The organism is Vibrio sp. 1641 (assembly GCF_033339995.1).
Classification (GTDB): Bacteria; Pseudomonadota; Gammaproteobacteria; order Enterobacterales; family Vibrionaceae; genus Vibrio; species Vibrio alginolyticus.
Window position 1 is genome coordinate 1 of sequence record NZ_JAWOVP010000017.1, and the last position, 26,281, is coordinate 26,281.

Below are 26,281 nucleotides of genomic sequence, written 5' to 3' on the forward strand. Positions count from 1 at the left end.
GGGTTCGAGTCCCGTCCACTCCGCCACTTATATTAAGCCTCAGTCGAAAGACTGAGGCTTTTTTCGTTTTGGTTACCCGACTTACCTTAAACCCACTTTCATATTGAAACCTTGCATCGAGAGGCCGGCTTCCCTCTGGCGATGCTTTCTAAGCCCTGTTATGAGTGAAGTGGAACGCAGTTTTGTGTGGTTTCTGCAGTCTCGAGCGCTACTTTTGAGCCCCTGTGCTTAACTTACCAAAGCTTCCTTTATTATTACCTAGAGAATTTATTCACTAGGTTATGTTATTTTCGGGGGAGATTTCTCTGCTTTAGATGTTTTGATTTAGCCATAGGCGCTTATTAATATAAACTCAGCGCATTTAAAACTTTCCAAACATGGATTTTGTTTTGTCGATCTATTTAAGCCAGTGTCTTAAAGTATATTCGCTACTTCTTCCCTCTAACCCTCTCCAACCTTCAAAGCCACCACTACGTACGTATAACGTGAGCGGTATAGGTGCTTTCATAGCTGTGTTTGCTGAGTAAGCAGTTCACCTGGCACATTGACTGAGGAAAAGTCTTCTTTCTGTGGACCTTCGTGTAAGTCACGATAGTTTTAATAATTATCTGGTACTTTTTATTCTAAAGGTGTACGCTTCACATCGAATATTTTTTCGACAGTAAATCATGTTATATCTCTTGTTTAAAAGCTTTGTAAGAAGGCTGAACTCCATGCAAAAAACGCGATGAAGTGTTGCTCGGAGTCTTAAATTAATCTTCATCAGGTGTTTTATGTGTGGGTAGCTTCGCTGAAGTTATACGCAGGAGCTTGTACACCTGATAAAAGAGAAGAGATGGCCGGTGATATTTCATCATCGGCCTTTTTGTATCTGTTAAGCAGCTACAAAGCATTACCCAGTATTGAAATAAGGGCCGGTATTGATCACCGGCCCTTTTTTATTTGGTTGAAAACATGAGTATTTTACAAGTTAAAAATTTGTCTTATCAGATAGCTGATAAGACGTTATACAACAACGTGACCTTTCGTATTAACGTGGGAGAGAAAATAGGTATCACCGGAGCGAATGGTGTTGGAAAAAGCACCTTATTGAAACTGCTTTTCGGTGAATTATCTGCAGATAAGGGCTGCATTGAATGGTTACCAAACCTTGAGGTGGGGTATTTAGAACAACATTTTAAGATCGATAATGTGCTGACAGTTCATGAGTGTTTAAAGGGCTCTTTTGAGAGTTTATACGCTGCAGAGCAAAAGCTTTGGACTTTGTATCATGCGATGACCGAGTCTCACTCTACATCTCTTTTAAGCCAAGTCGCTCGGCTACAGGCATATTTAGAAGATGAAGACTTCTATGCAATTAATACCAAAATTGAACGAGTTGCTGTAGGTCTTGGTATTTATCAATTTGGCTTAGATACACCGCTTATCTCGCTAAGTGGCGGTCAAAGGCACAAAGTCCTTTTAGGCAGGTTGTTACTTCGCAACCCCGATGTGTTAATTCTTGATGAGCCGACAAACTATCTTGATGCTCCGCACATTGAATGGCTAGTCACGTTTCTCAATGATTACATTGGTACCGTTTTACTGGTTTCTCATGATGTTGATTTTCTTAATCAAGTAGCGACCAGTATTTGTGATATTGATTATCAAACGGTTCGAAAATACAGCGGTACTTATGTCAAAGCAATGCAGCAAAAGCAGCACGACGGTGCTTTATTAGAAAAGCAATATAAGGCTCAGCAAAGTGAAATTCGAAAGTTAGAGCAATTTATTGCCCAAAATGGTGCAGGAGTTAACGCCAGTCTTGCTAAAGGGCGTAAGAAGAGACTGGATAAAATCGAACGTATTCAACTGAATCATGTAGAGAAAGTATCGACGTTTGACTTTGCTTACCAGCCCATTGAGCAACCGAATGTGGTTGAGGCAAAAGCGTTGATGATCGGTTATCAGCAGCCTCTGCTTCCAGTATTTGATATCACGTTAGCGCGCGGGGAAAAGTTGGTTGTTGCTGGCTTTAACGGCGTGGGTAAGTCGACCTTACTTAAAACCCTGATGGGGAAGATCGAGCCACTCTCTGGTGAGGTGGTATTGGCAAAAGGTGCAATGATTGGTTATTTTTCTCAAGATTTGTCTTGGCGCCATCCTCAGAACACGCCTGAACAGGAGCTGTGCTCTTGTGCGCCAACAATCTCAAGCAAAGAGTCACGCAAGCTATTAGCTCGCTTTGGGATCACGGGGGATAAGACGCAGCGCCACTTAGATACATTGAGCGGTGGTGAGCAAACTCGGGTGAAACTGTGTTGTTTATCGGTTCAGAAATGCAATGTTTTGCTGTTGGACGAACCAACAACACATTTGGATAGCAGCAGCAAAAATGCGCTTAAAGAGGCTCTCCAGCGCTTTTCCGGTAGCGTGATTGTGGTATCTCATGAGAAGGCATTTTTGCAATCTTGGCCTGATAGAGTTTTAGATATTTCGTTGCTCACTTGTGCTGAATCGAAAACAGAACAGGAGGTGGAGCTATGATGCAGTCCATGATCCTATTTCTCGTTGCTTTTCTTGTTGGTGCTGATGAGTTGATGCTTGGATCTATTCTTGAACCCATCGGAAATGATTTAAGTGTTCAACCGAGTCAGGTGACCTTATTTATTACGGCATATAGTTTAGCCATAGCAATTTGCGCTCCTTACTTGGGCCGTTTATCAGACCGAGTTGGGCGTATTCGTATCATGGTGCCTGCTTGCTTTGTATTTGGGGTTGCGTCTATTACGACGGGCATAGTTCATGATTTTGAACTTGCTATTGCAACTCGAGTGATCACTGGTATTGCAAGTGCAGGCATGTTACCAATTGCATTCGCGTTAGCGGGAGACGCGAAGGGTAATAGAGCGATGCGTCAAATTGTGATGGTTCAGGCGGGATTAACGCTAGGTATGATAACTAGCCCTGCGATCGGAGCATTGTTGACCCAGCTTTTATCATGGCGTGCCGCTTTTATTATTTTGGGCGTTGCGGCTCTTCTTGTCAGTGCTATGAGCGTAGTGTTCATGAATGACCAGCATGATGAGTCCCAAATGTCAGATGCTCTGCCACCTATAACAGGTGTAATTCATGTTCCTGGCGCGTTGAGGGCGATTTTAGCGATGTGTTTAGGTCTAGGGGGAGGTATTGGTGTATTTAACCTGATAGGCCTTCATATTCGAGATACCAGCGATTTGGCGCTCGGTTGGGTGGGCGCTATTTATGCAGCTCTAGGGATCGTGAGTGTGGTTGGAAATATGTGCGTGGCAAGAGCTTCTCGCTGGCTTGGTAGCTCTCGAGCCGTTATGCGAGTGGCCTTAATGGTGTGCATACCTTGTAGTGCATGGGTGTTCTCAAATGAGATGAGTACGGTGACCGCTTATCTTCCAGCTCTAGTGCTCTGGTCTCTCGCTGGAGGGGTTGGTTCTCCGGCATTACAAGCACATATCGCAAGCTTATCTGATGAATATCGAGGTGTGTTAATGTCTTTTGGAATGAGTATGATGCACTTTGGTGTCGCGATTTGGTCTGCCTTGGCGGGCTTCGCGTATTCTGTAGGCAATGAATGGGTCGCTTTCGTGGCTTTGCTATTGTTTGGCTCAGCAGTAGTTATCTTAAAGCCAGTTGGTAATACTGAACAAAGTGAGCGTTATTCGTAGTGTTTTAGTAGATAAAGAAAAGCCGTTACCTAAAAAGGTAACGGCTTGTTCCAAATACTTTTTGAAAAACGGTCTTAGTTCATGCCGTATTTCTTAAGTTTCTTGCGAAGAGTACCGCGGTTGATACCCATCATAGTTGCTGCGCGAGTTTGGTTACCGCGAGTGTACTGCATGATAGTATCTAGTAGTGGCTGTTCAACTTCAGCTAGAACTAATTCGTATAGTTCTGTTACTTCCTGGCCGTTTAGTTGAGCAAGGTAGTTTTTAAGAGACGCTTTAACAGAGTCACGTAAAGGCTTCTGAGTAATCTGGTCTTGTGACGTTACTGTAGTTACTGTTAATGCTTCTGAAGTCAGATTTTGTTCGAACATATTCGGTCTAGCTCTTCTCTTAATTATGATGCAACGTTATCAAAATAACCTTCTAACGCCTCAATTTGCAGCGGAGCTGCGTCGATAGCGTTGAAGGTACGGCGAAACTCACTTGCCTGTTCATGCTCTTTCAGGTACCACCCAACGTGCTTGCGCGCGATACGTGGACCTAAGAACTCCCCATAAAATTCATGCAGAGCATTTACATGACCAAGCATAATGGTTTTCACTTCCTCAGTTGGAAGTTCCTCCATTGTGGTGCCGTTTTCCAAATAGTGATGGATTTCCTGGAAAATCCAAGGACGACCCTGGGCAGGGCGTCCAATCATTAAAGCGTCCGCACCGGTGTACTCCAGTACAAATTTGGCTTTCTCCGGGCTATCGATATCACCGTTCGCGATAACCGGAATTGAAATCGCCTCTTTTACCGCTTTAATGCTGTCATATTCGGCCTCACCTTTGTACATACATGCTTTCGTTCTGCCATGCAGAGCAAGAGCTTGTATGCCGCAGTTTTCGGCTAATTTAGCGATCTGGACACAGTTCTTGTTGTCTGTATCCCAGCCAGTTCGAGTCTTTAACGTTACAGGAACGTCCACTGCATTCACGACCGCTTTCAAAATCTCTTCGATAATGTTTGGGTATTGAAGCAGAGCAGAGCCCGCTAGCTTCTTATTCACTTTTTTTGCCGGGCAGCCCATGTTGATGTCGATGATTTGTGCACCGTTCTCAACACTGAATTGAGCTGCGTCCGCCATAAGCTGTGGATCGGAACCTGCAATCTGTACAGAGCGAATGCCCGATTCGCCCTCGTGTACCATGCGCTGTTTCGACTTTGACGTTCCCCATAGTTTTGGGTTAGCGGACATCATTTCACTGACGGCCATTCCCGCACCATAGCGAAGACACAACTCGCGAAACGGTCTATCCGTTACACCAGCCATAGGGGCTACGATTAGATTGTTCTTAAGTTGATAGTTTCCGATTTTCAAAACGTCATCACAGTTCTGTACCAGCAAGGGCGCGCATTTTACGCATTTTTTCACTGCGTGAAAAGACTAATATTTGAGCATTTACAAATTGTTTTTGTAAATTGTATGAATTTCAAACAATTAGCTCTGAAAACCTTGTCTAGCCTTGCTTACGACCAGAGATGCGACACCATTCACTTTGCTCAACAATCGGGTCAATGTGAAGCTCGTCACGGTAATAGTTCGCAACATCTTCAGCTTGAGTGTCTAATACGCCGGACATAGCGAGGTCGCCATTTGGCTTAACTAGCCCTTTGATGATAGGTGCAAGTTCACGTAAAGGTCCCGCAAGGATGTTGGCCACAACGACGTCAGCGACGAGACCTTCTGGTTGATTTTGCGGTAAGTAAACTTCTAGTTTGTCTGCAACGCCATTACGCTCAGCATTGTCTTTTGAAGCAAGCAGGGCTTGAGGATCAATGTCGATCCCTATCACTTTTTCAGCGCCCAGTTTGATCGCTGCGATCGCAAGAATACCTGAGCCACAACCGAAGTCGATAACGGTCTTACCGCTTAAGTCCATGCTTTCTAGCCACTCAAGACAAAGTGCTGTTGTAGGGTGAGTACCCGTACCGAATGCAAGGCCTGGATCCAACATAACATTAACAGCGTCAGGATCTGGAATGTCGCGCCAGCTTGGACAAATCCATAAGCGTTCACCAAATTTCATTGGGTGGAAGTTTTCCATCCATTCGCGTTCCCAGTCTTTATCTTCAAGCTGTTCTACTTTGTAAGCAAAATTGTCAGCCAGCATGTTGCTCGCTTTAACTTGGTCGATGATGAAGTTAGTGTCTGCTTCTGCATCATACAGTGCCAGAATATCAGTATCGCCCCATAAGCGAGTTTCGCCAGGTAGAGGTTCGAATACAGGTGTATCCTGCGCGTCTAAGAATGTAACAGACAGCGCGCCAGTCTCTTCCATTAGCATATCGCCGATTTGCTCAGCGTTTTCATTGGTCGCGTTGAGTTTGATTTGAATCCAAGGCATTGGTTTTTGCTCTTAAAGTGAATGAAGTGGCGCAGAGTTTACCAGAACTCTACGATTTGTTTGAGTATATACCCAAATAAGCCGATTTATATGTTGAGCCCTTTGCGTACATATAAAACAAAAATGCCCACGGGAGTGGGCATTTTTTAAGACGTTTGCTTAGGCTTATTGTAAGCCAAGCTTCTTCTCTAGGTAGTGGATGTTTGCACCACCGTGTTGGAAGTTTTCGTCATTCATAATGGAGAATTGCAGTGGCACGTTAGTTTTGATGCCTTCGATGATCATCTCACCCAGTGCGTTTTTCATACGTGCAATCGCTACATCACGGTTCTCACCGTAAGTGATCAGTTTACCAATCATTGAATCGTAATGAGGTGGTACTGTGTAGCCTGTGTAGATATGAGATTCCCAACGTACACCCATACCGCCAGGAGCGTGGAAACGCTCGATCTTACCCGGAGATGGTAGGAAGCGCTCAGGGTCTTCTGCGTTGATACGACACTCAATCGCATGGCCACGGATCTTAATATCATCTTGAGTGAATGACAGAGGCTGACCCGCTGCAACACGAAGCTGTTCTTTGATTAGGTCGATGCCAGTAACCATCTCTGTTACTGGGTGCTCTACCTGAATACGAGTGTTCATTTCGATGAAGTAGAACTCACCGTTCTCGTATAGGAATTCAAACGTACCTGCGCCGCGGTAACCGATCTCGATACATGCACGAGTACAGCGTTCACCGATGTACTTACGCATTTCTTCTGTGATACCAGGTGCTGGAGCTTCTTCCACTACTTTTTGGTGACGACGTTGCATTGAACAGTCACGCTCACCAAGGTGGATTGCGCCGCCTTGACCGTCAGCAATAACCTGAACTTCAACGTGACGAGGGTTTTCTAGGAATTTCTCCATGTAAACCATGTCATTGTTGAACGCCGCTTTTGCTTCAGCACGTGTCATTGCAATGGCTTGGATAAGGTCTTTCTCTGCGCGAACAACACGCATACCACGACCGCCGCCGCCGCCAGATGCTTTGATGATTACTGGGTAACCAATGCGCTTAGCAAATGCTTTGTTTTTCTCTTCGTCATTGTCTAGAGGGCCGTCAGAACCCGGTACACAAGGAACGCCTGCTTTCTTCATTGCATTGATAGCAGATACTTTATCGCCCATTAGGCGGATAGTGTCTGCCTTTGGACCAACGAAGATGAAACCACTGCGCTCAACTTGCTCTGCGAAGTCTGCGTTCTCAGACAGGAAGCCGTAACCTGGGTGGATAGCCACAGCACCAGTCACTTCTGCTGCAGAAATGATGCGTGGAATGTTTAGGTAGCTGTCGATACCACGAGCAGGGCCGATACATACGGTTTCGTCTGCGAGTAGTACGTGCTTAAGATCGCGGTCAGCTGTCGAGTGAACAGCGACGGTCTTAATACCTAATTCTTTACAAGCGCGAAGAATACGAAGTGCAATTTCACCTCGGTTCGCGATGACTACTTTGTCTAGCATAAGGCAAGCCCCGCTTATTCGATTACAACAAGAGGTTGGTCGAATTCAACTGGTTGGCCGTCTTCAGCTAGGATTGCTGTAACAACGCCAGATTTGTCCGCTTCGATTTGGTTCATCATTTTCATTGCTTCAACAATACATAGAGTATCGCCAGCATTTACTTTCTGACCCACTTCTACGAATGCTTTAGAGTCTGGGCTTGGAGAGCGGTAGAAAGTACCAACCATTGGAGAAAGAACTTGGTGACCTGCAGGTGTTGCTGCTGGAGCTTCTGCTGCTGGCGCTTCCGCTACTGGTGCCGCTGCTACTGGAGCAGGTGCCGCCGCTGGAGCTGCTGCGTAGTGAATTGGTGCTTGAGGGGCTGCAGTGCCATGACGGCTGATGCGCACTGACTCTTCACCTTCAGAGATCTCTAGCTCAGCAATGCCAGACTCTTCAACTAACTCAATTAGCTTCTTGATTTTACGAATATCCATCTTTTCTTTCTCTTTTATCTTGTGATTAAGACAACCCTCGTAGGGTTGCAGAGTGTTAGGGTTACTTTGCCTGTAGCTTATTGATCGCTGCAGACAGAGCAAATTCATAACCTTGTGCGCCTAAACCGCAAATCACACCCTCTGCTTTATCTGACAGATAAGAGTGATGACGGAATGGTTCACGTGCGTGCACATTTGATAAGTGCACCTCAATAAATGGGATGGCGACGCCAAGTAATGCATCTCGCAGCGCCACACTAGTATGAGTGAAAGCCGCTGGATTGATGATGATGAAGTCAATCTTGCCATAGGCAGCGTGAATGGCTTCAATCAGTTCGTACTCACGATTTGATTGTAGGTGTTCCAGTTCTACCCCAGCGTTATGGGCTTGCTCTGTAAGAGTATCCACAACTTGAGCTAAGGTACTGTGACCATAGTGTGTCGGTTCGCGCAGACCCAATAGATTAAGATTTGGTCCGTTTAGAACAAGAATCCGTGACTTTGCAGACATTGTGTTGCTATCTTCCCTTATCGTGAGTGGAACGTTTATATTCCCAAATATACGATAGTTCAGCACGATTTTTTTGTTAAAACCGAGCAAATTTTAAAAAATCGACCAAGATTATAGCTAATTCATAGCAATTAGCAGCAATTTACTGGTCTAATCTCCTAATAGCCACTCTCGTTTCTGTAACCAAGTTAACAAAAACAACATAATTGCCATATTTTTTGTGTGGCCAATTTGTGCACTAAAGCAAAAAACCGCCATGAGTGATGGCGGTTTTTAAAGTGCTTTTAAAACAGTTGGTTGAATTTATGCCAATTCTGCTTTCTCTGCGATAAGTTTATCTACAACGCTCGGATCGGCAAGCGTTGATGTGTCTCCGAGGTTGCTGGTATCACCCGTTGCAATTTTACGCAGGATTCGACGCATGATCTTACCAGAACGAGTCTTCGGTAAGGAATCCGTCCAGTGCAGTACATCTGGTGTTGCAATTGGACCAATCTCTTTACGCACCCAATCTTTCACTTCTTTGTGTAGCTCTGCTGACGGGAATTCACCATCGTTCAAGGTAATGTAAGCGTAGATAGCTTGGCCTTTGATATCATGCGGAATGCCCACAATAGCGGCCTCAGCAATTTTATGATGTGCGACAAGAGCCGATTCTATTTCAGCGGTACCCATGCGGTGACCCGACACGTTTAGTACGTCATCAACACGGCCCGTGATCCAGTAGTAACCGTCTTCGTCACGACGAGCCCCATCACTAGTAAAGTACATTCCCTTGAAGGTTGAGAAGTAGGTCTGTTCAAAGCGCTCGTGGTCGCCATAAACAGTACGCATCTGACCTGGCCATGAATCAAGGATCACCAAGTTACCTTCTGCTGCGGTTTCTTCAATGATGTTGCCCATGTTATCAACCAGTGCAGGTTGGACTCCGAAGAATGGTCGAGTTGCTGAGCCTGGTTTTAAATCTGTTGCACCTGGTAGTGGTGCAATTAAGATACCGCCGGTCTCTGTTTGCCACCAAGTATCAACGATAGGCGAGCTCTCGTTACCAATCGTTTTGTAGTACCACTCCCACGCTTCAGGGTTGATAGGCTCACCTACTGAACCCATCACACGTAAGCTTGAACGAGATGTCCCTGCTACCGCTTCGTTACCTTTTGCCATTAGTGCACGAATAGCGGTTGGCGCAGTGTAGAGAATGTTCACTTGGTGCTTATCAACCACTTCACTCATACGAGCCGTGCTTGGGTAGTTTGGAACACCTTCAAACAGAATGGTTTTGGCCCCGTTCGCTAGTGGACCATAAATTAGGTAAGTATGGCCTGTAATCCAGCCCACATCCGCGGTACACCAGAAGGTTTCACCTGGTTGATAATCGAAGACATATTTAAAGGTCATTGCCGCGTAGACGAGGTAACCGCCTGTAGTATGTAGTACGCCTTTAGGTTTACCTGTCGAGCCAGATGTGTAGAGGATGAACAGCGGGTCTTCGGCTTTCATCTCTTCTGGTGGGCAAACGTCAGAAACGTTGGCTGTTGCTTCGTGCCACCAAACATCACGGTGTTCATGCCATTCAACATCACCACCTGTACGTTTAAGCACGACGACTTTATTGATGGTTTTTACGTCTGGGTTGGTTAGTGCTTCATCCACGTTCTTTTTCAGTGGAACAGCGCGTCCGCCACGTACGCCTTCGTCTGCGGTGATCACGACTTTAGCGTCAGAGTCGATGATACGGCCGGATAGTGCTTCTGGTGAGAAACCGCCAAATACTACGGTGTGAACCGCACCAATACGGGTACAAGCGAGCATAGCCACAGCGGCTTCTGGCACCATTGGCATGTATAGACACACCACGTCTCCCTTGCGTACGCCTTGCTCTTTCAATGCGTTGGAGAATTTACACACTTCTTTGTGCAGTTCGTTGAAAGTGAGTGTTTTGTCGTCGGCTGGATCATCGCCTTCCCAAATGATGGCGACGTCGTCCCCGTGTTCTGCAAGATGACGGTCAATACAGTTAGCCGAGACGTTCAGTGTGCCATCTTCAAACCAGCGAATATCAACATGGCCAGTGTCGAAAGAAGTGCTTTTTACTTTGGTGAAAGGTTTGATCCAATCAACGATTTTGCCGTGTTCGTTCCAGAAGCCCTCTGGATCGGTTACCGACTGCTGATACATGGCTAAGTAAGTATCATTATCCGCGTGTGTATGAGTTTTAATATTTTCTTTTACCGGATAAACGTGGGCTTCGCTCATGGCTTCTCTCCTTGTGCCTTATTTCTCGGCCTTACACCAATCTAGATAAGATTTTGAATATATTTTTGTAGGGCTGTTTTTTGGTTCTAAATAACTTGGTCGTGGTAATGACGACGTTGTGCTTATAACTGTCAGTCACCGCGCGTATTTCCACAATTAGACTTTAGGATGAGAGTGATAGAAGCGCCGGGAAATCGCTGAAACAAAAGTATTTCTGGGAGCTAGGTCAACTGATTTTTATGTATACGGTGCGGTTAGGTTGGGTAAATCGCCTTTCGTTAAGCGGACAAAGACCAAAGCGGCAGAAATCGCGTCTTGCAAGGCGTCGTGTTTGTCTTGGATAGGAAGTTCGAGGTGTTTACAAATGGCATCCAGACTTAAGTCGAAATAGGCATTCGGCAAATGTCGTTCCAACTTATCGTGATAAATCTGACTGACCTCGATAAGTGGGTTAGGAAGTGGGAAGCCAAGTTGCCGCAGACAAGCAAGGTCTAAGATCTTTTTATCGTAACGAATGTGATAGCCCACAAGTGGTCGGTTGCCGATAAAGTCGAGCAGCTCGAGCAGCGCCTCTTTTTCACTGATGCCATCGACTAAGTCTTGGTGGCGAATTCGATGGATCTTGACCGAGCCTGAGTCGAGCGATTGCGGCGCGCGTAAGCGGACTTCAAATGGTTGACTGGTGATGATGCGGTTGTCGATGATCTTGGTGGCTGCAATAGTCACCAGCTCGGCGCGATTTGGGTCAAGGCTGGTGGTTTCGCAGTCAAGAGAGACGTATTCTGTTTTATCTGGCGTGCAAAACAGCGACTGATAAGGCGAACCTTTCAGTTTGTAGTGCCAGTATTTGCGTTGTAACCAGTTCATTGCTTACGCCTCTGTGATTTATGAAAATCAGGGTTAATCACGAATTTGATAATGGAAGCCTAAAAATTGCTTAAATTTCTTCACCACATGTAAGCTGTGGCGAAGCAAATCACGCTCAGTTCTATCCAGTTGTTTAATATCAATGTTATTCAACGCTTCTTGCTTTTTGAGTTGCTGATTAAGACGAAGTTTAAAGAACAATTTAAGTGCTTCGTTGAGATTATCTGCCGTTTCGGATTCTAAGATGCGCTTATTTCTCAGAGCTTCAATGCGTTCAAACGTGTTCTTCTCTTCAATGGCATACTCCAAAGACAAGGCGCGAATGCCGTGTACAATTGGGAAAATACCGCCGCGTTTAATGTCCAATCCGTCTTTAGCACTTTTTACGTTGCCAAATAGAGTTAGGGGCACCGAAAACTGCAAGGCAGGGCGAGTAAAGTCAGACAATATCAACATGCGATCTTTCATTGTGTCACGAAGATGTGCCGCAATTGGGGCCAGCAGCTCGCAATTCCCAGCAACAGCATGGGCGTCACTGAAAATGGCTAAGTCCATGATTTGTTCTGGTTCGGCTTTAGCTATCCAGTGGTTTAGGGTGCTTATCCATTCTTGCTGTGTTTTGACCCATTTCGGGTTGTTAACCATCACTTTACCAGGGCAAAGTGGATAACCGAGCTGTTGTAGGGTGTGTGTGAAGGATCGCATCACTTGTTCGCAATGAGGCCATTCCAGACCATCTTGAATAATCAGGGCATTGTCTTGATCGGTTTTGAGAATTTGCTCTCCTCGGCCTTCAGAGCCGAGTACGATCAAGCAACAATGGTCGTGCAAGGCTGGTGGTATTATTAACTCGAACGCTTTCTCGATAATTTGCTCGTTTACGGCTGAGATCAGCTCCATGATGAAGCGAGTGCGGATGCCGTTTTTCAATAAGCTCTCGACCAATTGACGTTGGCGGTTTGAGGCCAAAGCGAGCTCTTCCACGCTGCTTGCTCGAGCAATACTGAGCGTTAACACGTGAGAGTGGGTTGAGAACGCGCTAAGAATTTGGGTCATATCCAGCATGCCAACGGCTCTGTTACCTTCACATACCATGAGGCGTTTCATTCTGTTTCTGGTCATTGTGATCATGGCGTTGAATAGAAAGTCACCATCATCAACGTGATAAACAGGAAAGCTCGCGATCTCACCCACTGGTGTGTCGAGCGCGCAACCATCCAACATCACAGAATGCAGCATATTAGTACGAGTCACTATTGCGTACGGGTGGGCTGATGGCCATTTTTCCAATCGTGGATCATCGCCATGGAGTTGAACCAATGCAGCGTCAATCCTATTTTCTTTTAAGGAACGTGTTACCTCGTTAATTGGTGTATTTGGTTCGAGGATCATCGGTGGGTGATAAATGCTGCGGTCAACTTTAGTGAGAATAAACTCCGCTAAGTTTTGCTGTTGATGGGCTGCTTCGATGAGCTCTTGCCGTTTCGATAAATTGTTATCGAAATAGGCTGCAAACTGGCCATTTTCGTTGTAAAGGGCAAGGAAAATTTCTTTCGGCAGTAGGTAAGAGAGCGTGTCCTCAAGCGCGATGTAGTGATGACGTACCTTGTCTTCAAGTAACGAGCGTACATCGAACATATCGTCGTTGGCATAATGTGCGAACACTTCCTGTTGATCGTTGGAGCGCTCTTCTACCGCGCCTTTGATCAGAATATGTAAGTGGGGGTTCTTCTGTCCGCAGGATAAAATAACATCTCGAGCTCGATAGTAGGCGACGTCCAGAGACGATCGCAGTCGCGTTTGTTGTGCTTCAGTTAAGCGATCGAACGGTGGAGATTGCATGTTAAATTTGTCAGGCATGAGAACACCCAATAATGATGGAAGGAACACTCTCTAAGTCTGACAAATTTCTTACCGGAAGCCAGACGACTTTGGTCTAAATTACGATGTTTTCGCTTGAAGATGCCAAATGTCGCAAAGTTAGTATTCCATCGAGGAAACGATAAGTTTCTTATTCTTCCCTTTTTATAATACGCATGGCGATCCATAATTCCCGGCTCGAACGTTGGTGTTCCCGTTTTAGGATATTAGTAATGTTGAAACCTTCTCCGTATGGCTGGATTTCCCAGTACTTTCTCGGATTCTTCTTTGCGTATGGCGTGTATCTGCCATTTTGGTCACTTTGGTTTAAGGAGCAGGGCGTATCTTCGACAGATATCGGTTTGCTGGTCGGGTTAGGCCTTGCGACACGTTGTGTTGCCAATATCGTGATCACCCCACGAGTACACAAAGTCGAACATCTTATGCCTGCTTTACGTTGGTTGAGTTTCGCTGCCCTCCTTTTTGTTGGATTTCACTTTTTTACGGGTGGTAGCTTTTGGTTAATGGCACTAGCGACAGTGTTGTTCAATCTTTGTTGTGGACCGATTATTCCGTTGTCGGACGCGATGGCAAATTACTACGCTCGCCTGAAAATGCTCGATTATGGCCGCACGCGGCTATGGGGTTCGATCGCCTTTATCGCAGGCTCGACGGCAGTGGGCTACCTGGTGGCTGAATTTGGCTCCGATATGATTTTGTACACTGCGATGTTCGGCGTGTTTATCTCGTTGCTGTTTGCTATGCGACCGACTAACCCAATGCCTGTAACGCACGGTGGGCAAAGCGGAGAACGTCCAAAGCTGACCGCTCTTTTGACCGACAAGCCGATACTAAAATTCTTAGTGTTGGTGTCACTAATTCAGGGCAGTCATGCGGCTTACTACGGCTTTAGTGCGATTCACTGGAAGGCCGCTGGTCACTCGGAAGATGTCATTGGCTACTTATGGAGCTTGGGGGTGGCCGCAGAAGTGGCAGTGTTTGCACTGAGTAAGCGTTTATTCGTAGGTTGGTCAATACGCGCGCTGTTTATTGCTGCTGCCGTTGGTGTAATGATGCGTTGGGGTATTACGGCGTCGACAACATCAATTATTGCTTTGGTGGTTGTTCAACTATTGCATGGTGTGACTTTCGCTACCGCGCACATTGCCGCGATCCAATATATCCAAAACTCCGAAGAAAATAAGATCGTAGCGTTGCAAGCGTTGTATAACGCGATTCCGTTGGGCGCATTTATCGCGTTAATGACCGTATTGAGTGGCTGGGGTTATGAGCACTGGGGACCTCTTGTGTTCTGGGGCATGGCCGCGATGGGGTTATTGGCTCTGTTCATCAAGCTTGATTCGCAAGACCCACATCAGGTGGTTGATGTATCAGACAAGCCACTTGAAACACAGAATTAGACTTATGTAACAAAGGTTAAAAACTAAGCTTTGTCTCCGTTATCAAAGCAGTGTTAAATGAAACCTCTCCCTCATGGAGAGGTTTTTTTATTCTCTTGCTTTAAAAGTAGCAAGAAAGGCAAGAAAGGATATCGGATGCAAGGATGGCTGGTGGTTCCCGTTTCTTTAGCGTATTTGGGAGCTTTATTTATCATCGCGTGGTACGGCGATATTCAGAAAAGGTGGCTAGCGCGCTGGCGGCCTTGGATTTATAGCCTTTCCATTGCGGTGTACTGTACATCATGGACCTTCTACGGCACGGTCGGGCAGGCCAGCAGTAATCCTTGGTCTTTCTTGCCCATCTATATTGCTCCCATTTTAGTGTTTACCATCGGATGGCGCGTTTTAGCTCGGCTTATTTTGATTGCTAAACGGGAACACATCACGTCGATTGCTGACTTTATCGGAGCACGCTACGGTAAATCCCAAGGTTTGGCCGTGGTTGTTACGCTCATAGCGGTTGCGGGAATTTTGCCGTACATCGCTTTACAGCTGCGTGGTATCACTATGGGGCTTGAAATTATTGCTCCGGAGCTGGCTACTGATTTTGGTTATCAAAACGGTAGCGTGTCGTGGTTTGTTGTGGTCGCATTGGCGATTTTTACGATGCTATTCGGTACCCGCCACATTGATAACACGGAACACCATCGTGGGATGATGATGGCAATTGCCTTCGAATCCATTATCAAACTGCTGGCTTTTTTAGTGGTTGGTGTCTTCATTGTTTGGTTGGCGATGAACACCGAGAATTTGAGCTTAATTGATGTTGCCGCACAGACGTATCAGTCACCAAATATCCCGACTATATTGATTCATACTGTACTCACGATGCTGGCGATCGTTTGCCTTCCGCGACAATTCCATACGATGGTGGTGGAAAATGAACGTGCTCAAGATTTGCATGTGGCTCGTTGGTTGTTCCCCATTTATCTGATCTTAATGGGGATTTTTGTTTTACCTATTGCGTGGGTAGGGCAAGGTCTCTTGAGTGGCGCTTCGCCTGATACTTATGTCATCAGTGTGCCGATGTCGGTAGGGGCGAGTGAAATCGCCTTGCTTGCGTTTCTAGGCGGTACTTCAGCGGCAAGTGGCATGGTTATCGTATCGACGATTGCCTTAGCGATCATGGTCTCGAATGACTTGGTTATGCCATTGCTATTGCGTCGCATGCGACTGACGCAGCGTAACCATCACCATTTTTCTGAATTATTACTGCGGATCCGCCGTGGTTTGATTTTAGTTTTGTTGATTGGCGCGTGGTGTTTCTATCAAGCGTTGGACACCATTCATTCACTTTCTGCTATCGGCTTTCTCTCGTTCGCGGCTATCACGCAATTCGCTCCTGCGCTGGTTGGCGGTATGTATTGGCGTCAAGGGAATAAGAAAGGTGTGTATGTCGGCCTCGCGGTGGGTTTTGCTACCTGGCTGATTACGTTAATGAGCCAAACAGACATGCTTGCCGGAGACGCCAGCAATAACTTCCTGATCTGGTTGATTACGCCACCAGAGGTATTGGCTAGTTTTGATATCGCGATTTCAGATTGGGGGATGATCCTCAGTGTGGTCGCTAATGCAGTGTGTTTTGTTGTGGTTTCTATGGCTACCCGACCAAGCCTAAGTGAGCGCTTACAATCGGCATCATTCGTTGGTACACCGTTGCCTGAAAGCGAAAATATGAGTCTGTACCAGAGCCGCGTTACGGTTGCAGAACTGGAAATGCTAGCGTCCAGATTTGTAGGACGAACGCGAGTTAAAGCGGCGTTTCAAGCCTACTGGAGCCAGCAACGAGAAGAGTTGATGCCGAATCAACAAGCGCCATCTTCTCTGATTCGGCATACGGAGCGTGTGCTAGCAGGGGTATTTGGTGCATCTTCTGCTAAGTTAGTACTTACTTCCGCTCTGCAAGGTAGAAACATGCAGCTTGAAGAGGTGGCGACTATCGTCGATGAAGCCTCTGAACTGTACGATTTTAGTCGGGGTTTACTCCAAGGCGCGATTGAGCATATTGGACAAGGTATTGCGGTCGTCGATAAGCAACTACGCTTGGTAGCGTGGAACCAACGCTATTTAGAACTCTTTGAATTTCCGCCAGGCCTGATTCAAGTAGGTCGACCGATTGCGGATGTGATTCGGCACAATGCAGAGCAGGGGTTGTGTGGCCCTGGTGACCCTGATGACCACGTCCGTCGCCGTGTTTATCACCTTGAGCAAGGGACTCGGCACACCTCTTCTCGGGTTCGTCCCGATGGTCGCGTGATAGAGGTGCAAGGTAACCCAATGCCAGGTGGTGGCTTTGTGATGAGCTTTACCGACATCACCGTATTCCGTGATGCAGAGCAAGCACTGAAAGACGCCAACGAGACATTGGAAGAAAGGGTACGTCTGCGGACTCGAGAATTAGAACAACTTAACAAGCAGCTGGTGGAAGCGACGCAGCGCTCGGATTTGGAATCGAAGTCCAAATCACGGTTCTTGGCGGCAGTAAGCCATGACTTGATGCAACCGCTCAACGCGGCGCGTCTATTCGCTTCTTCACTGTCGGAAGTCGCCAAAGACAGTGAAGCCAAAAAGCTGTCGGCACACATTGAAAGTGCTTTAGAGGCTGCCGAAGACTTAATTGGAGATTTGCTGGATATCTCGCGTTTGGAATCGGGCAAGTTGGAAGTCAACGTGCATGGCTTTGCGTTAAATGATGTGTTATCGAATTTGAATGCTGAGTTTAGTGCGTTAGCCAAACAGCAAGGTATAGAGTTCACCATGATTCCGTCCTCACTCATGGTTAAGTCGGATCCCAAACTGCTGCGCCGTGTGGTGCAAAACTTCCTGACCAATGCGTTTCGTTACAACCCGAATGGCAAAGTCGCACTCGGTGTTCGCCGTGTGAAAGGGCGAGTGCGTATTGATGTATGGGATAATGGAGTGGGGATTGAAGAAGAGAAGCAGCAAGAGATTTTTGAAGAGTTTAATCGCGGAACTCAAGTTCGTTCCGACCAAGGTCTCGGGCTTGGTTTGGCGATTTCGAAAGGAATTGCTCAGGTACTTGGGCATGAAATTTCGATGCGCTCTTGGGTTGGAAAAGGCAGTGTTTTTTCCATCACCCTAGATAAAGCTGATCATGTTCAGCCTCATCCAGTTCACGTGGCAATGAGTAAGCAATCTGAACTTGGTCATCTGAGAATCCTTTGTGTCGATAATGAGCCTGACATTCTAGTCGGCATGGAAAACTTACTTTCCCGATGGGGTTGCGATACACGAGTTGCGATTGATTTAGTTGAAAGTCTACAAGCGCTTGAGGATGGTTGGATTCCGGATGTAATTTTCTCCGATTACCGACTTGATGATGGTCGTACTGGTTTAGAAGTGCTACAGCAATGCCGCCTGAGATTAGGCCACAGCTTCGAAGGCGTCATCATCAGTGCAGATCGTACCGATGATATGCTTGATGGCATCAAAGCAAATGGGTTCAGCTTTATTGCTAAGCCAGTTAAGCCGCTTAAGTTGCGTTCGGTGCTCAATCGAGTCGCTTAGGATTGGAGTGTTTGAAAAATCGCTATAAAAGAGACCTCCGAATGGAGGTCTCGATGTTTGTAATCTTAGTTGATAGGCTGAGTTTGCCGTTTATTCTGCGACGCCGCCTTGGGTCAGTTTGGCTGGATTAAGCAATCGCTCTAGTGTGGCTCTATCCAAATCAGTTTCTTCTTCCGCGACATCAATAATCGCGCGTCCCTGTTTGTAGGCTTTTTTCGCGACTTCTGCCGCTTTTAGGTAACCAATGACCGGGTTGAGAGCCGTGACCAAAATTGGGTTTTTGGCGAGTGCTACATCCAAGTTATCTTGGCGAACTTCAAACGTCGCAATGGCTTTGTCAGCTAAAGCGGTTGCGCTGTTAGAGAGTAACTCGACGCTCTCCAATACGTTATGAGCAATAACTGGCAGCATGACGTTAAGCTGGAAGTTGCCCGCTTGGCCTGCGACGGTAATGGTGGTGTCATTACCAATGACTTGCGCTGATGCCATAGCTGCGGCTTCTGGGATCACAGGATTTACTTTGCCAGGCATGATGGAAGAACCCGGTTGCAAGCCTTGTAATTCAATTTCACCTAAACCAGCCAATGGGCCTGAATTCATCCAACGAAGATCGTTTGCGATCTTCATGATCGCAACTGCTGCTGTTTTGAGCTGTCCCGACAGAGCGACGATCGCATCTTGACTGCTTAAATTGAAAAAGAAGTTATCACTGGCCGTGAACTGAATACGAGTTGACTGGGTTAGGTTGCTAGCGAATAAGTCTGCAAAGCGTGGATCAGCATTGATCCCCGTTCCAACCGCCGTACCACCTTGGGCTAAGGCTTTTACAGCAGGAAGAGCTTGTTCAATCGCTTGTTTTGCATGCTCGATTTGGAACTGCCAACCGCCAAGTTCTTGAGCAAAGGTAATTGGCATCGCGTCCATTAAGTGGGTGCGACCGGTTTTTACAACATCTTTCAATGCTTGCTGTTTAGACTCTAGTGTTTGGCTGAGGTGTGACAGGGCCGGGAAGAGCTGTTTTTCGATGGCTAATGCTGCGCTAACTTGAATGGCCGTTGGTACCACATCGTTGCTGCTTTGCCCCATGTTGACGTGATCATTAGGGCTGACAGTGCCGCCTAGATGCTGGGAGGCCAGTGTTGCAATTACTTCATTCGCATTCATATTTGAGCTAGTGCCTGATCCCGTTTGGAACACGTCAATTGGGAATTGCTCAATATGATTGCCTTCGATAATTGCTTGAGCTGCGTCAGCAATCGCGTTGGCAATATCTCCCTCAAGCAGCCCTAGCTGTGCGTTGGTGAGTGCCGCAGTCTGCTTGATGTGTGCTAACGCTTTGATAAAACCAGATGGCATTTTATGTTGACTGAATGAGAAGTTATCGACGGCGCGTTGAGTCTGGGCTTGGTAGAGAGCATCTGCAGGGACCGTTACTTCGCCCATACTGTCAGTTTCTATGCGGAATTCGGTGCTCATGGTAGGGATCCTTTTGGTTAATCGAGTGAGATTTGAATCAGGCGTAATTGTTGTTGTAGTGCGAGAAATTTCACGTCGCCTTGTTCAAACTGGTAGTAATAGCGTTTGAGGCAAAATAATGGCGTATGGATAGAATCGAGACAGACACGACGGAAGATACGACTGCGAGTTGAGTCTTGAATTGCGTCTAGTAAATGGAAATAAACCTGACGTAAAAACAGCTCACACAACAATAGATTTTCTTCATCGGCATCGTGTTCATAACAGGAAGACAACACCATTCCCCAATGAATATAGTCATGAATCACGTCTGGCTCAAAGCCATGTGGTGCGGCGAGAAGGAATCTATCTTGGGCTTTAAAAAATGCGTTAAAGATGTCCCGTTTGTTGTCCATAACCACCTCTCATTAAATGTAATGATAATTATTATCAATTAACTTGTGAGTTGGCAACCCTTTTTACAGTAAGAGGTTGTTGAAGAAAGACTTACGGAAACAAAAGCCGACGCAAAGGCGTCGGCTGAGTAGGAGTTCATTTATGCTGAGTGAAACTAAGTCACTGTCATTTGAAGACCAGTGAATTAGCTTGTCAGCGTTATTCAGTAAATAAGGTTTCGTACTTCACAAATGCGGTTTGCGTTTCACCATAATACAGTGTGCCGCCTGATTGAATGACGACTCTTAACCAGCTTTCTGCAGATGCAGGCTTTGGTAAGGTGATGTACCAGCTTTGGCCTGCTTGATCGGCGGGCTTCATATCAATCGGTTGAGCGTTTTTCTCTTTGTCACTCACAATAGAAACTTTAACCCCTTCGAGTGGGTAAGCGGCGTTGAGTGACAATTCTAAGTTATTTTTAGTGAGTTTTTCCGAGCGAAATTTCACTTTAAAATCGCCATTTTCCATATCACACAGACCGCTGGTGTAACGACAATTAGACTTACTCGCGAGTTTGTAAGTTTCCCCTTCTTGCGCCGCGTGGGGCTTCTCGCTGAGGGCCATATCGGTACCGAAGTAAGCGATCAAAGAGAGAACTGGCGCAATCAGTAGAGCGAGAATAAAGTGCTTGTTTTTGAACATCTTGGCTTCCTTGCAACGACATACTGCGAATATGGTAACTGAAAAGTGAGAATAAAAAAGCCCCGGACGGCTGGTTCCAAACGGGGCTTTTGTGGTTTTGATTAGTTTTTAGTGATCCACTGCACTACCAGCACCTACTGGCACGCGAACGTGTTCGACTAGGTCTTTTACTTCTTGTGGCGTTTCTGCTGTTACTTTGGAGACAGCGAATGCGACGATGAAGTTAAATAGTGCGCCAATAGCACCAAACGCGTTTGGCTCAATACCCAGGAACCAGTTTGTTCCCCAGCTTTCTAGATATTTCCAATCAGCAACGAAAAGGATGCCTTTGTGTTGGAATACGTAGAACAGCGTAATACTGATACCTGCAATCATACCGGCGATTGCGCCTTCTTTGTTGATGCTCTTGCTGAAGATGCCCATCATCAATGCAGGGAAGATGGATGAAGCGGCAAGACCAAAGGCGAGTGCTACCGTACCTGCGGCAAATCCAGGCGGATTTAAACCGAGATAGCCTGCGGCTGCTATCGCTACTGCCATTGATATTCGACTAGCAAGTAGCTCTTTTTTCTCGGATATGTTCGGATTGATAACCCCTTTGATTAAGTCATGGGAAATAGCTGAAGAAATGGCGAGTAGTAAACCTGCTGCGGTAGATAGTGCAGCTGCAAGACCACCTGCTGCCACAAGTGCGATCACCCAGTTTGGTAGTTTAGCGATCTCTGGGTTAGCCAATACCATGATGTCGTTATCAACGCGCAGTTCGTTGGTGGACGCATCTGAAGTGTATTGGATATTGCCATCGCCATTTTTATCGTCAAAACCGAGTAGTCCAGTTGTTTCCCAGTTTTTGAACCACGCAGGACGCTCGTCATACGCTAGGTGCTGACCCGGAGCTGGATTTACCGTATTCATTAGGTTGAGGCGAGCCATCGCTGATACCGCTGGTGCAGTAGTGTAAAGGATTGCGATGAAGATCAGAGCCCAGCCTGCTGATGTACGTGCGTCGCGAACCTTCGGCACCGTAAAGAAACGGATAATTACGTGTGGTAGACCGGCAGTACCAATCATCAGTGACATGGTGTAGACAAACATATTAAGTGTGTCGCCACGTACTTGGGTCGTGTATTCACTGAATCCGAGTTCGGTCACAACTTGGTCAAGCCGATCGAGTAGATAGACATCGGTACCAGCCATGGTACTCCCCAGACCAATTTGTGGGATTGGGTTACCAGTGAGTTGCAGAGAGATAAAGATTGCAGGGATAGTGTAAGCAAGAATGAGTACGCAATATTGAGCAATCTGCGTGTAAGTGATGCCTTTCATGCCGCCAAGAACCGCGTACATGAAAACGATACACATACCAATTAATAGGCCAGTGGAGTAGTCCACTTCTAAGAAGCGACCAAACGCAACACCTACGCCTTTCATCTGACCGATAACATAAGTCACTGATGCGATGATAAGACAAACAACCGCTACGATACGTGCGGTATTGGAGTAAAAGCGTTCACCAACAAACTCTGGCACCGTAAACTTCCCAAATTTGCGTAGGTAAGGTGCTAGCAACAGCGCAAGCAGAACGTAACCACCAGTCCAACCCATTAGAAATACTGAGCCGCCATAGCCCATGAAGGCAATTAAGCCTGCCATTGAGATAAACGACGCTGCGGACATCCAATCGGCTGCGGTTGCCATACCGTTTGCAATCGGGTTTACACCGCCACCAGCAACATAAAACTCTTTGGTTGAGCCGGCGCGAGCCCAAATAGCAATCCCGATGTACAGGATGAACGTGGCGCCAACGACCAGGTAGGTAATAGTTTTCAAATCCATCTGAGTGACTCCTTATTCGTCCACGCCGAATTCACGGTCAATTTGGCGCATCTTCCATGCGTAATAGAAAATAATTCCTAGGAAGGCATAGATGGAGCCTTGTTGAGCAAACCAGAAACCGAGTTTGTAACCGCCTAGTTGAAATTGATTTAGTACGTCGACAAATAAAATGCCGCAGCCGAAAGACACGACGAACCAGATGACCATTAGGCCGATCATGAGCTTCACGTTTTTGTCCCAATAGGCTTTGGCTCTTTCTTCGCTTTCAAATGCCATTGCCGTCTCCTTACGATTGGTATTGTTGTTAATGAAATGTTTCAATGTGTACATTAGCAAGGTGTTGGCAATAACTCTTTTCAACTTTAGTCGGGGTGTTAAAAATGAAGAATCCCCATGCTATGGGCTTTTGCAGCGAACAAAGGGGTAAAATGTTATGTTAATAAACTGTTAAGTTAGCCAAAGGTCTAAAGGTTGATTGGATAAACAAGCATGATTAAGACTGGCCATTAATCTTTTCTTCATTGAACTTGGAGATGCTGTGTAAATATTGGTGGTGATCTTGTGGCTCTTAAAGAGAGAAGGCGTAGATAAGAAAGCTCTCAAGTAATTTATTTACATAAAGTTTTCGCATCAAATCACCGTTTTAACGCACAATAAAGTAATATAACTGAGTCATTCTCGTACAACCTCGCATTTTGAGACGGTGTAAAGGGGAGGCAGATTAGGGCATTACCTCATTAACGAAGTAGCCTTGCTCATCACAATTATTATCGTTTTTCATTAAGGGAGGGTGAGAATGGACGCAGACACCATTAACAGTTTTTTTCTAATAGGTGCGTTGTTAATCGCACTTAGCGTTCTTTTAAGCCCAGTGTCTTCTAAGTTGGGGATCCCAATTCTTTTGGTATTTTTAGCCGTTGGAATGCTGGCGGGGGAAGACGGCTTAGGCGGCATTTTATTCGATAACTTTTCCATCGCTTATTTGGTTAGTAACCTCGCATTAGCCATCATTTTGCTTGATGGTGGGATGAGAACGCGGGTCGCCAGCTTTAGGGTTGCGTTATGGCCCTCGGTCTCTTTGGCGACATTTGGCGTTGCGATCACCACCATTTTGACCGGGCTGATGGCAACGTGGTTATTCGACTTAGATTTATTGCAAGGCATATTGGTTGGTGCGATTGTTGGTTCCACCGATGCTGCCGCGGTCTTCTCTCTACTCAAAGGTCGTAGCCTGAACGAACGTGTTGGTTCAACGCTGGAAATTGAATCCGGCACCAATGACCCTATGGCGGTGTTTCTGACCGTAACTCTGATTGCTATTTTAGCGAACCCTGGCGCAGATTTAAGTGCGGGCTTTTTGGCGTTCAGTTTTCTTAAGCAGTTTGGTATCGGCGCGTTACTTGGCTTCGCTGGTGGTTGGATCTTATGGAAAGTTATCAATCGCAATCAATTACCAGATGGGCTGTATTCTATTTTAACGGTCAGTGGTGGCTTGCTTATTTTCGCTTTATCTAACACTTTGGGTGGCAGTGGTATTTTGTCGATTTACCTTGTTGGTCTTTTATTAGGTAACCGTCCAACACGCAGCCGACACTCTATTCTTCATGTTTTAGATGGTATGACGTGGCTAGCTCAAATTGGTATGTTCTTGGTGCTTGGCTTGTTGGTTACACCATCTAATTTACTCTCTATTGCGTTGCCAGGTCTTGCGCTTGCCTTCGGGATGATTTTGTTTGCCCGACCAATCTCAGTTTGGATTGGTTTACTGCCATTCAAGAGTTTCACGCCACGTGAAAAGTGGTTTGTCTCTTGGGTAGGACTGCGTGGTGCTGTACCTATCATCCTCGCGGTATTTCCGATGATGGCAGGGTTGCCAGATGCTCAACTGTACTTCAATTTGGCATTCTTTGTAGTAATGGTGTCTTTGATAGTACAAGGGGGCACGTTGACTAAGGCGATGTCTCTTGCAAAGGTCGAGCTACCTTCTAAGCCTGAGCCAATTTCGCGTACGGGTGTAGAGATTTACCCGACCAGTGAGTGGGAGCTTTTTATCTATAGACTTAAAGCAGATAAATGGTGCATTGGTGAGCCATTACGTAGTCTTTCGATGCCGGAAGGAACGCGTATCGCCGCTGTATTTCGCAGTAAAGAGCTATTGCACCCATCCGGCAGTACGCGTCTTGAGGAAGATGATACCTTGTGTGTATTAGCTCAAGAAAAGGATTTAGATGCACTGAGCTTACTGTTTAGTGAAGCCCCAGAGAAAGCGTCGCTAGCGCGATTCTTCGGTGACTTCTTCCTCGATATTGAAGTGAAGCTTGCCGATATTGCCGTGATGTATGGTTTGAATCTGGGGGATGAACCGCTGGATAAAAGTTTGAGAAACCTTGTCGAAGAGCAATTAGGTAGCACGCCAGTATTGGGAGACCATTTCGAGTGGCAAGGTTTGCATTGGATCGTCGCTGATGTTGTTGATCAGCAGGTCACTAAAGTCGGTATCCGATTGCCAAACGAAAAAAGTAAGTCTGACGATAAGACGTCAATCTAGTCGCTCATTTCCGTCAGCATAATCACGGCTTGCGTGCGGTTCTTTACACCGAGCTTACGGAAAATCGCTGTCATGTGCGCTTTTATGGTGGCTTCTGAAACATTCAATTCGTAAGCGATTTGCTTGTTCAGCAAGCCATCGGACAACATTCCCAACACTTTATATTGCTGCGGTGTTAGCGCAGCAATCTTTTCCGCTAAGTCATTACATGCCGCGTTATTGGTGATCAACCCTTCAGGGAAGTATGGGTCGCCATTCAGCACTTGATTGAGCGCGTTCACTAATTCGCGCATGTCGCTGGACTTGGGAATAAAACCAAATGCACCATGGCTTTTCACCTGCGTCACGATCGCCGGCTCTTCACTCGCTGAAACGACGACGATAGGTAAATCTGGATGCTCTGCTCGCAAATGAATCAAGCCAGACATACCATTTGCTCCTGGCATTTTGAGGTCCAATAGCACTAAATCTGGCTCTTCCTCTCGTTCTAACAAAGCCAGAAGTGCGTCGAGTGAGTCCGCTTCCAGCAAATTTGCACCACTAATAGCCATGTGGATAGATTGAAACAAGGCATTCCGGAAGAGTGGGTGATCATCTGCAATAATGATGGTGTAGGTCGAATCCATGACGTTAAACACTTTTGACTATTTCGTTAAATTTATTATTGTCCAGCTTTGAGAGAGTGGACAATATTTATTCGCTAAAAGTCTGAACCAAATCGACTTTTATTAGGAAAATTGCATATAAACGCAATGTTCTTATTCAAATCTGAGCAATAAAAAACGCCAGTGGACATCACTGGCGTTT

Annotated in this window: 20 protein-coding genes; 5 read left to right on the forward strand and 15 right to left on the reverse strand. The window is 46.2% G+C overall.

Annotated features, from left to right (window positions below; translation table 11 throughout):
- The first annotated feature begins 954 nt into the window (after nt 1-954).
- On the forward strand, nt 955-2,526 hold the full coding sequence (locus R7Z47_RS21245; protein ID WP_213886886.1) for an ABC-F family ATP-binding cassette domain-containing protein: 1,572 nt from the start codon (nt 955-957) through the stop codon (nt 2,524-2,526).
- Nucleotides 2,523-3,680: an MFS transporter gene (locus tag R7Z47_RS21250; protein WP_262607104.1), complete on the forward strand. Its 1,158-nt coding sequence runs from the start codon at nt 2,523-2,525 to the stop codon at nt 3,678-3,680. Before R7Z47_RS21245 ends, R7Z47_RS21250 begins: the two co-directional genes overlap by 4 nt.
- A 74-nt stretch (nt 3,681-3,754) precedes the next feature.
- Here the strand turns inward: R7Z47_RS21250 and fis are convergent, their stop codons facing one another.
- The 9 genes from fis to R7Z47_RS21295 form a co-directional block, all read right to left on the reverse strand.
- Nucleotides 3,755-4,051 (reverse strand): DNA-binding transcriptional regulator Fis, encoded by a 297-nt coding sequence (gene fis / locus R7Z47_RS21255; protein ID WP_000462885.1) that lies wholly within the window; start codon nt 4,049-4,051, stop codon nt 3,755-3,757.
- A gap of 23 nt (nt 4,052-4,074) precedes the next feature.
- Nucleotides 4,075-5,043 (reverse strand): tRNA dihydrouridine synthase DusB, encoded by a 969-nt coding sequence (dusB, locus tag R7Z47_RS21260; RefSeq protein WP_005382505.1) that lies wholly within the window; start codon nt 5,041-5,043, stop codon nt 4,075-4,077.
- 139 nt (nt 5,044-5,182) lie between these two features.
- Nucleotides 5,183-6,070, reverse strand: coding sequence for a 50S ribosomal protein L11 methyltransferase (gene prmA / locus R7Z47_RS21265; RefSeq protein WP_047010245.1), 888 nt, complete (start codon nt 6,068-6,070; stop codon nt 5,183-5,185).
- Between the two features lie 165 nt (nt 6,071-6,235).
- Complete coding sequence (accC, locus tag R7Z47_RS21270) at nt 6,236-7,579, reverse strand: acetyl-CoA carboxylase biotin carboxylase subunit (protein WP_005382509.1); 1,344 nt, start codon at nt 7,577-7,579, stop codon at nt 6,236-6,238.
- Between the two features lie 14 nt (nt 7,580-7,593).
- Nucleotides 7,594-8,055, reverse strand: a complete 462-nt coding sequence (gene accB, locus R7Z47_RS21275) for an acetyl-CoA carboxylase biotin carboxyl carrier protein (protein WP_005386355.1) — start codon at nt 8,053-8,055, stop codon at nt 7,594-7,596.
- Between the two features lie 61 nt (nt 8,056-8,116).
- Nucleotides 8,117-8,566 carry a type II 3-dehydroquinate dehydratase gene (aroQ, locus tag R7Z47_RS21280; protein WP_005382360.1) on the reverse strand — a complete coding sequence of 150 codons (450 nt, stop codon included), beginning with the start codon at nt 8,564-8,566 and terminating at the stop codon, nt 8,117-8,119.
- Between the two features lie 303 nt (nt 8,567-8,869).
- Nucleotides 8,870-10,822, reverse strand: a complete 1,953-nt coding sequence (gene acs / locus R7Z47_RS21285) for an acetate--CoA ligase (protein WP_005386359.1) — start codon at nt 10,820-10,822, stop codon at nt 8,870-8,872.
- Between the two features lie 237 nt (nt 10,823-11,059).
- A complete protein-coding gene (locus R7Z47_RS21290) occupies nt 11,060-11,689 on the reverse strand; it encodes a 3'-5' exonuclease (RefSeq protein ID WP_005382363.1) in 630 nt (209 codons plus the stop codon).
- 33 nt (nt 11,690-11,722) lie between these two features.
- Nucleotides 11,723-13,549, reverse strand: a complete 1,827-nt coding sequence (locus tag R7Z47_RS21295) for a DUF294 nucleotidyltransferase-like domain-containing protein (protein WP_262607105.1) — start codon at nt 13,547-13,549, stop codon at nt 11,723-11,725.
- Between the two features lie 233 nt (nt 13,550-13,782).
- On the opposite strand from R7Z47_RS21295, the gene R7Z47_RS21300 reads away from it, so the two are divergent.
- Together R7Z47_RS21300 and R7Z47_RS21305 are read left to right on the forward strand one after the other, a co-directional pair.
- Nucleotides 13,783-14,970 (forward strand): 3-phenylpropionate MFS transporter, encoded by a 1,188-nt coding sequence (locus tag R7Z47_RS21300; protein ID WP_318130625.1) that lies wholly within the window; start codon nt 13,783-13,785, stop codon nt 14,968-14,970.
- 135 nt (nt 14,971-15,105) lie between these two features.
- Nucleotides 15,106-18,537 carry a PAS-domain containing protein gene (locus R7Z47_RS21305; RefSeq protein WP_253657672.1) on the forward strand — a complete coding sequence of 1,144 codons (3,432 nt, stop codon included), beginning with the start codon at nt 15,106-15,108 and terminating at the stop codon, nt 18,535-18,537.
- 90 nt (nt 18,538-18,627) lie between these two features.
- On the opposite strand, the gene R7Z47_RS21310 is transcribed toward R7Z47_RS21305, so the two are convergent.
- The 5 genes from R7Z47_RS21310 to R7Z47_RS21330 all read right to left on the reverse strand — a co-directional run bounded on the left by R7Z47_RS21310 (nt 18,628) and on the right by R7Z47_RS21330 (nt 23,202).
- Nucleotides 18,628-20,013 (reverse strand): class II fumarate hydratase, encoded by a 1,386-nt coding sequence (locus tag R7Z47_RS21310; RefSeq protein WP_176311193.1) that lies wholly within the window; start codon nt 20,011-20,013, stop codon nt 18,628-18,630.
- Nucleotides 20,014-20,030: 17 nt separating this feature from the next.
- Nucleotides 20,031-20,408, reverse strand: coding sequence for a hypothetical protein (locus R7Z47_RS21315; RefSeq protein ID WP_005382370.1), 378 nt, complete (start codon nt 20,406-20,408; stop codon nt 20,031-20,033).
- A 199-nt stretch (nt 20,409-20,607) separates the two neighbouring features.
- The gene (locus R7Z47_RS21320; RefSeq protein WP_005382371.1) at nt 20,608-21,090 is read right to left on the reverse strand and encodes a hypothetical protein; all 483 of its coding nucleotides are present in this window, start codon (nt 21,088-21,090) and stop codon (nt 20,608-20,610) included.
- Nucleotides 21,091-21,198: 108 nt separating this feature from the next.
- The gene (locus tag R7Z47_RS21325; protein ID WP_005382372.1) at nt 21,199-22,926 is read right to left on the reverse strand and encodes a sodium:solute symporter family protein; all 1,728 of its coding nucleotides are present in this window, start codon (nt 22,924-22,926) and stop codon (nt 21,199-21,201) included.
- A 12-nt stretch (nt 22,927-22,938) separates the two neighbouring features.
- A complete protein-coding gene (locus R7Z47_RS21330) occupies nt 22,939-23,202 on the reverse strand; it encodes a DUF4212 domain-containing protein (RefSeq protein ID WP_005382373.1) in 264 nt (87 codons plus the stop codon).
- Between the two features lie 520 nt (nt 23,203-23,722).
- On the opposite strand from R7Z47_RS21330, the gene R7Z47_RS21335 reads away from it, so the two are divergent.
- The gene (locus R7Z47_RS21335; RefSeq protein ID WP_005382374.1) at nt 23,723-25,474 is read left to right on the forward strand and encodes a potassium/proton antiporter; all 1,752 of its coding nucleotides are present in this window, start codon (nt 23,723-23,725) and stop codon (nt 25,472-25,474) included.
- On the opposite strand, the gene R7Z47_RS21340 is transcribed toward R7Z47_RS21335, so the two are convergent.
- Entirely contained in the window at nt 25,471-26,100 is a 630-nt protein-coding gene (locus R7Z47_RS21340; protein ID WP_005382375.1) for a response regulator, read from the reverse strand. The genes R7Z47_RS21335 and R7Z47_RS21340 overlap by 4 nt on opposite strands.
- Between the last annotated feature and the right edge of the window lie 181 nt (nt 26,101-26,281).

Bases quoted from the DNA above. Each gene is read 5' to 3' on its own strand.
- R7Z47_RS21245 (WP_213886886.1), top strand. From the start codon at position 955: ATGAGTATTTTACAAGTTAAAAATTTGTCTTATCAGATAGCTGATAAG.
- R7Z47_RS21250 (WP_262607104.1), top strand. From the start codon at position 2,523: ATGATGCAGTCCATGATCCTATTTCTCGTTGCTTTTCTTGTTGGTGCT.
- fis (WP_000462885.1), bottom strand. From the start codon at position 4,051: ATGTTCGAACAAAATCTGACTTCAGAAGCATTAACAGTAACTACAGTA.
- prmA (WP_047010245.1), bottom strand. From the start codon at position 6,070: ATGCCTTGGATTCAAATCAAACTCAACGCGACCAATGAAAACGCTGAG.
- accC (WP_005382509.1), bottom strand. From the start codon at position 7,579: ATGCTAGACAAAGTAGTCATCGCGAACCGAGGTGAAATTGCACTTCGT.
- accB (WP_005386355.1), bottom strand. From the start codon at position 8,055: ATGGATATTCGTAAAATCAAGAAGCTAATTGAGTTAGTTGAAGAGTCT.
- aroQ (WP_005382360.1), bottom strand. From the start codon at position 8,566: ATGTCTGCAAAGTCACGGATTCTTGTTCTAAACGGACCAAATCTTAAT.
- acs (WP_005386359.1), bottom strand. From the start codon at position 10,822: ATGAGCGAAGCCCACGTTTATCCGGTAAAAGAAAATATTAAAACTCAT.
- R7Z47_RS21290 (WP_005382363.1), bottom strand. From the start codon at position 11,689: ATGAACTGGTTACAACGCAAATACTGGCACTACAAACTGAAAGGTTCG.
- R7Z47_RS21295 (WP_262607105.1), bottom strand. From the start codon at position 13,549: ATGCCTGACAAATTTAACATGCAATCTCCACCGTTCGATCGCTTAACT.
- R7Z47_RS21300 (WP_318130625.1), top strand. From the start codon at position 13,783: ATGTTGAAACCTTCTCCGTATGGCTGGATTTCCCAGTACTTTCTCGGA.
- R7Z47_RS21305 (WP_253657672.1), top strand. From the start codon at position 15,106: ATGCAAGGATGGCTGGTGGTTCCCGTTTCTTTAGCGTATTTGGGAGCT.
- R7Z47_RS21310 (WP_176311193.1), bottom strand. From the start codon at position 20,013: ATGAGCACCGAATTCCGCATAGAAACTGACAGTATGGGCGAAGTAACG.
- R7Z47_RS21315 (WP_005382370.1), bottom strand. From the start codon at position 20,408: ATGGACAACAAACGGGACATCTTTAACGCATTTTTTAAAGCCCAAGAT.
- R7Z47_RS21320 (WP_005382371.1), bottom strand. From the start codon at position 21,090: ATGTTCAAAAACAAGCACTTTATTCTCGCTCTACTGATTGCGCCAGTT.
- R7Z47_RS21325 (WP_005382372.1), bottom strand. From the start codon at position 22,926: ATGGATTTGAAAACTATTACCTACCTGGTCGTTGGCGCCACGTTCATC.
- R7Z47_RS21330 (WP_005382373.1), bottom strand. From the start codon at position 23,202: ATGGCATTTGAAAGCGAAGAAAGAGCCAAAGCCTATTGGGACAAAAAC.
- R7Z47_RS21335 (WP_005382374.1), top strand. From the start codon at position 23,723: ATGGACGCAGACACCATTAACAGTTTTTTTCTAATAGGTGCGTTGTTA.
- R7Z47_RS21340 (WP_005382375.1), bottom strand. From the start codon at position 26,100: ATGGATTCGACCTACACCATCATTATTGCAGATGATCACCCACTCTTC.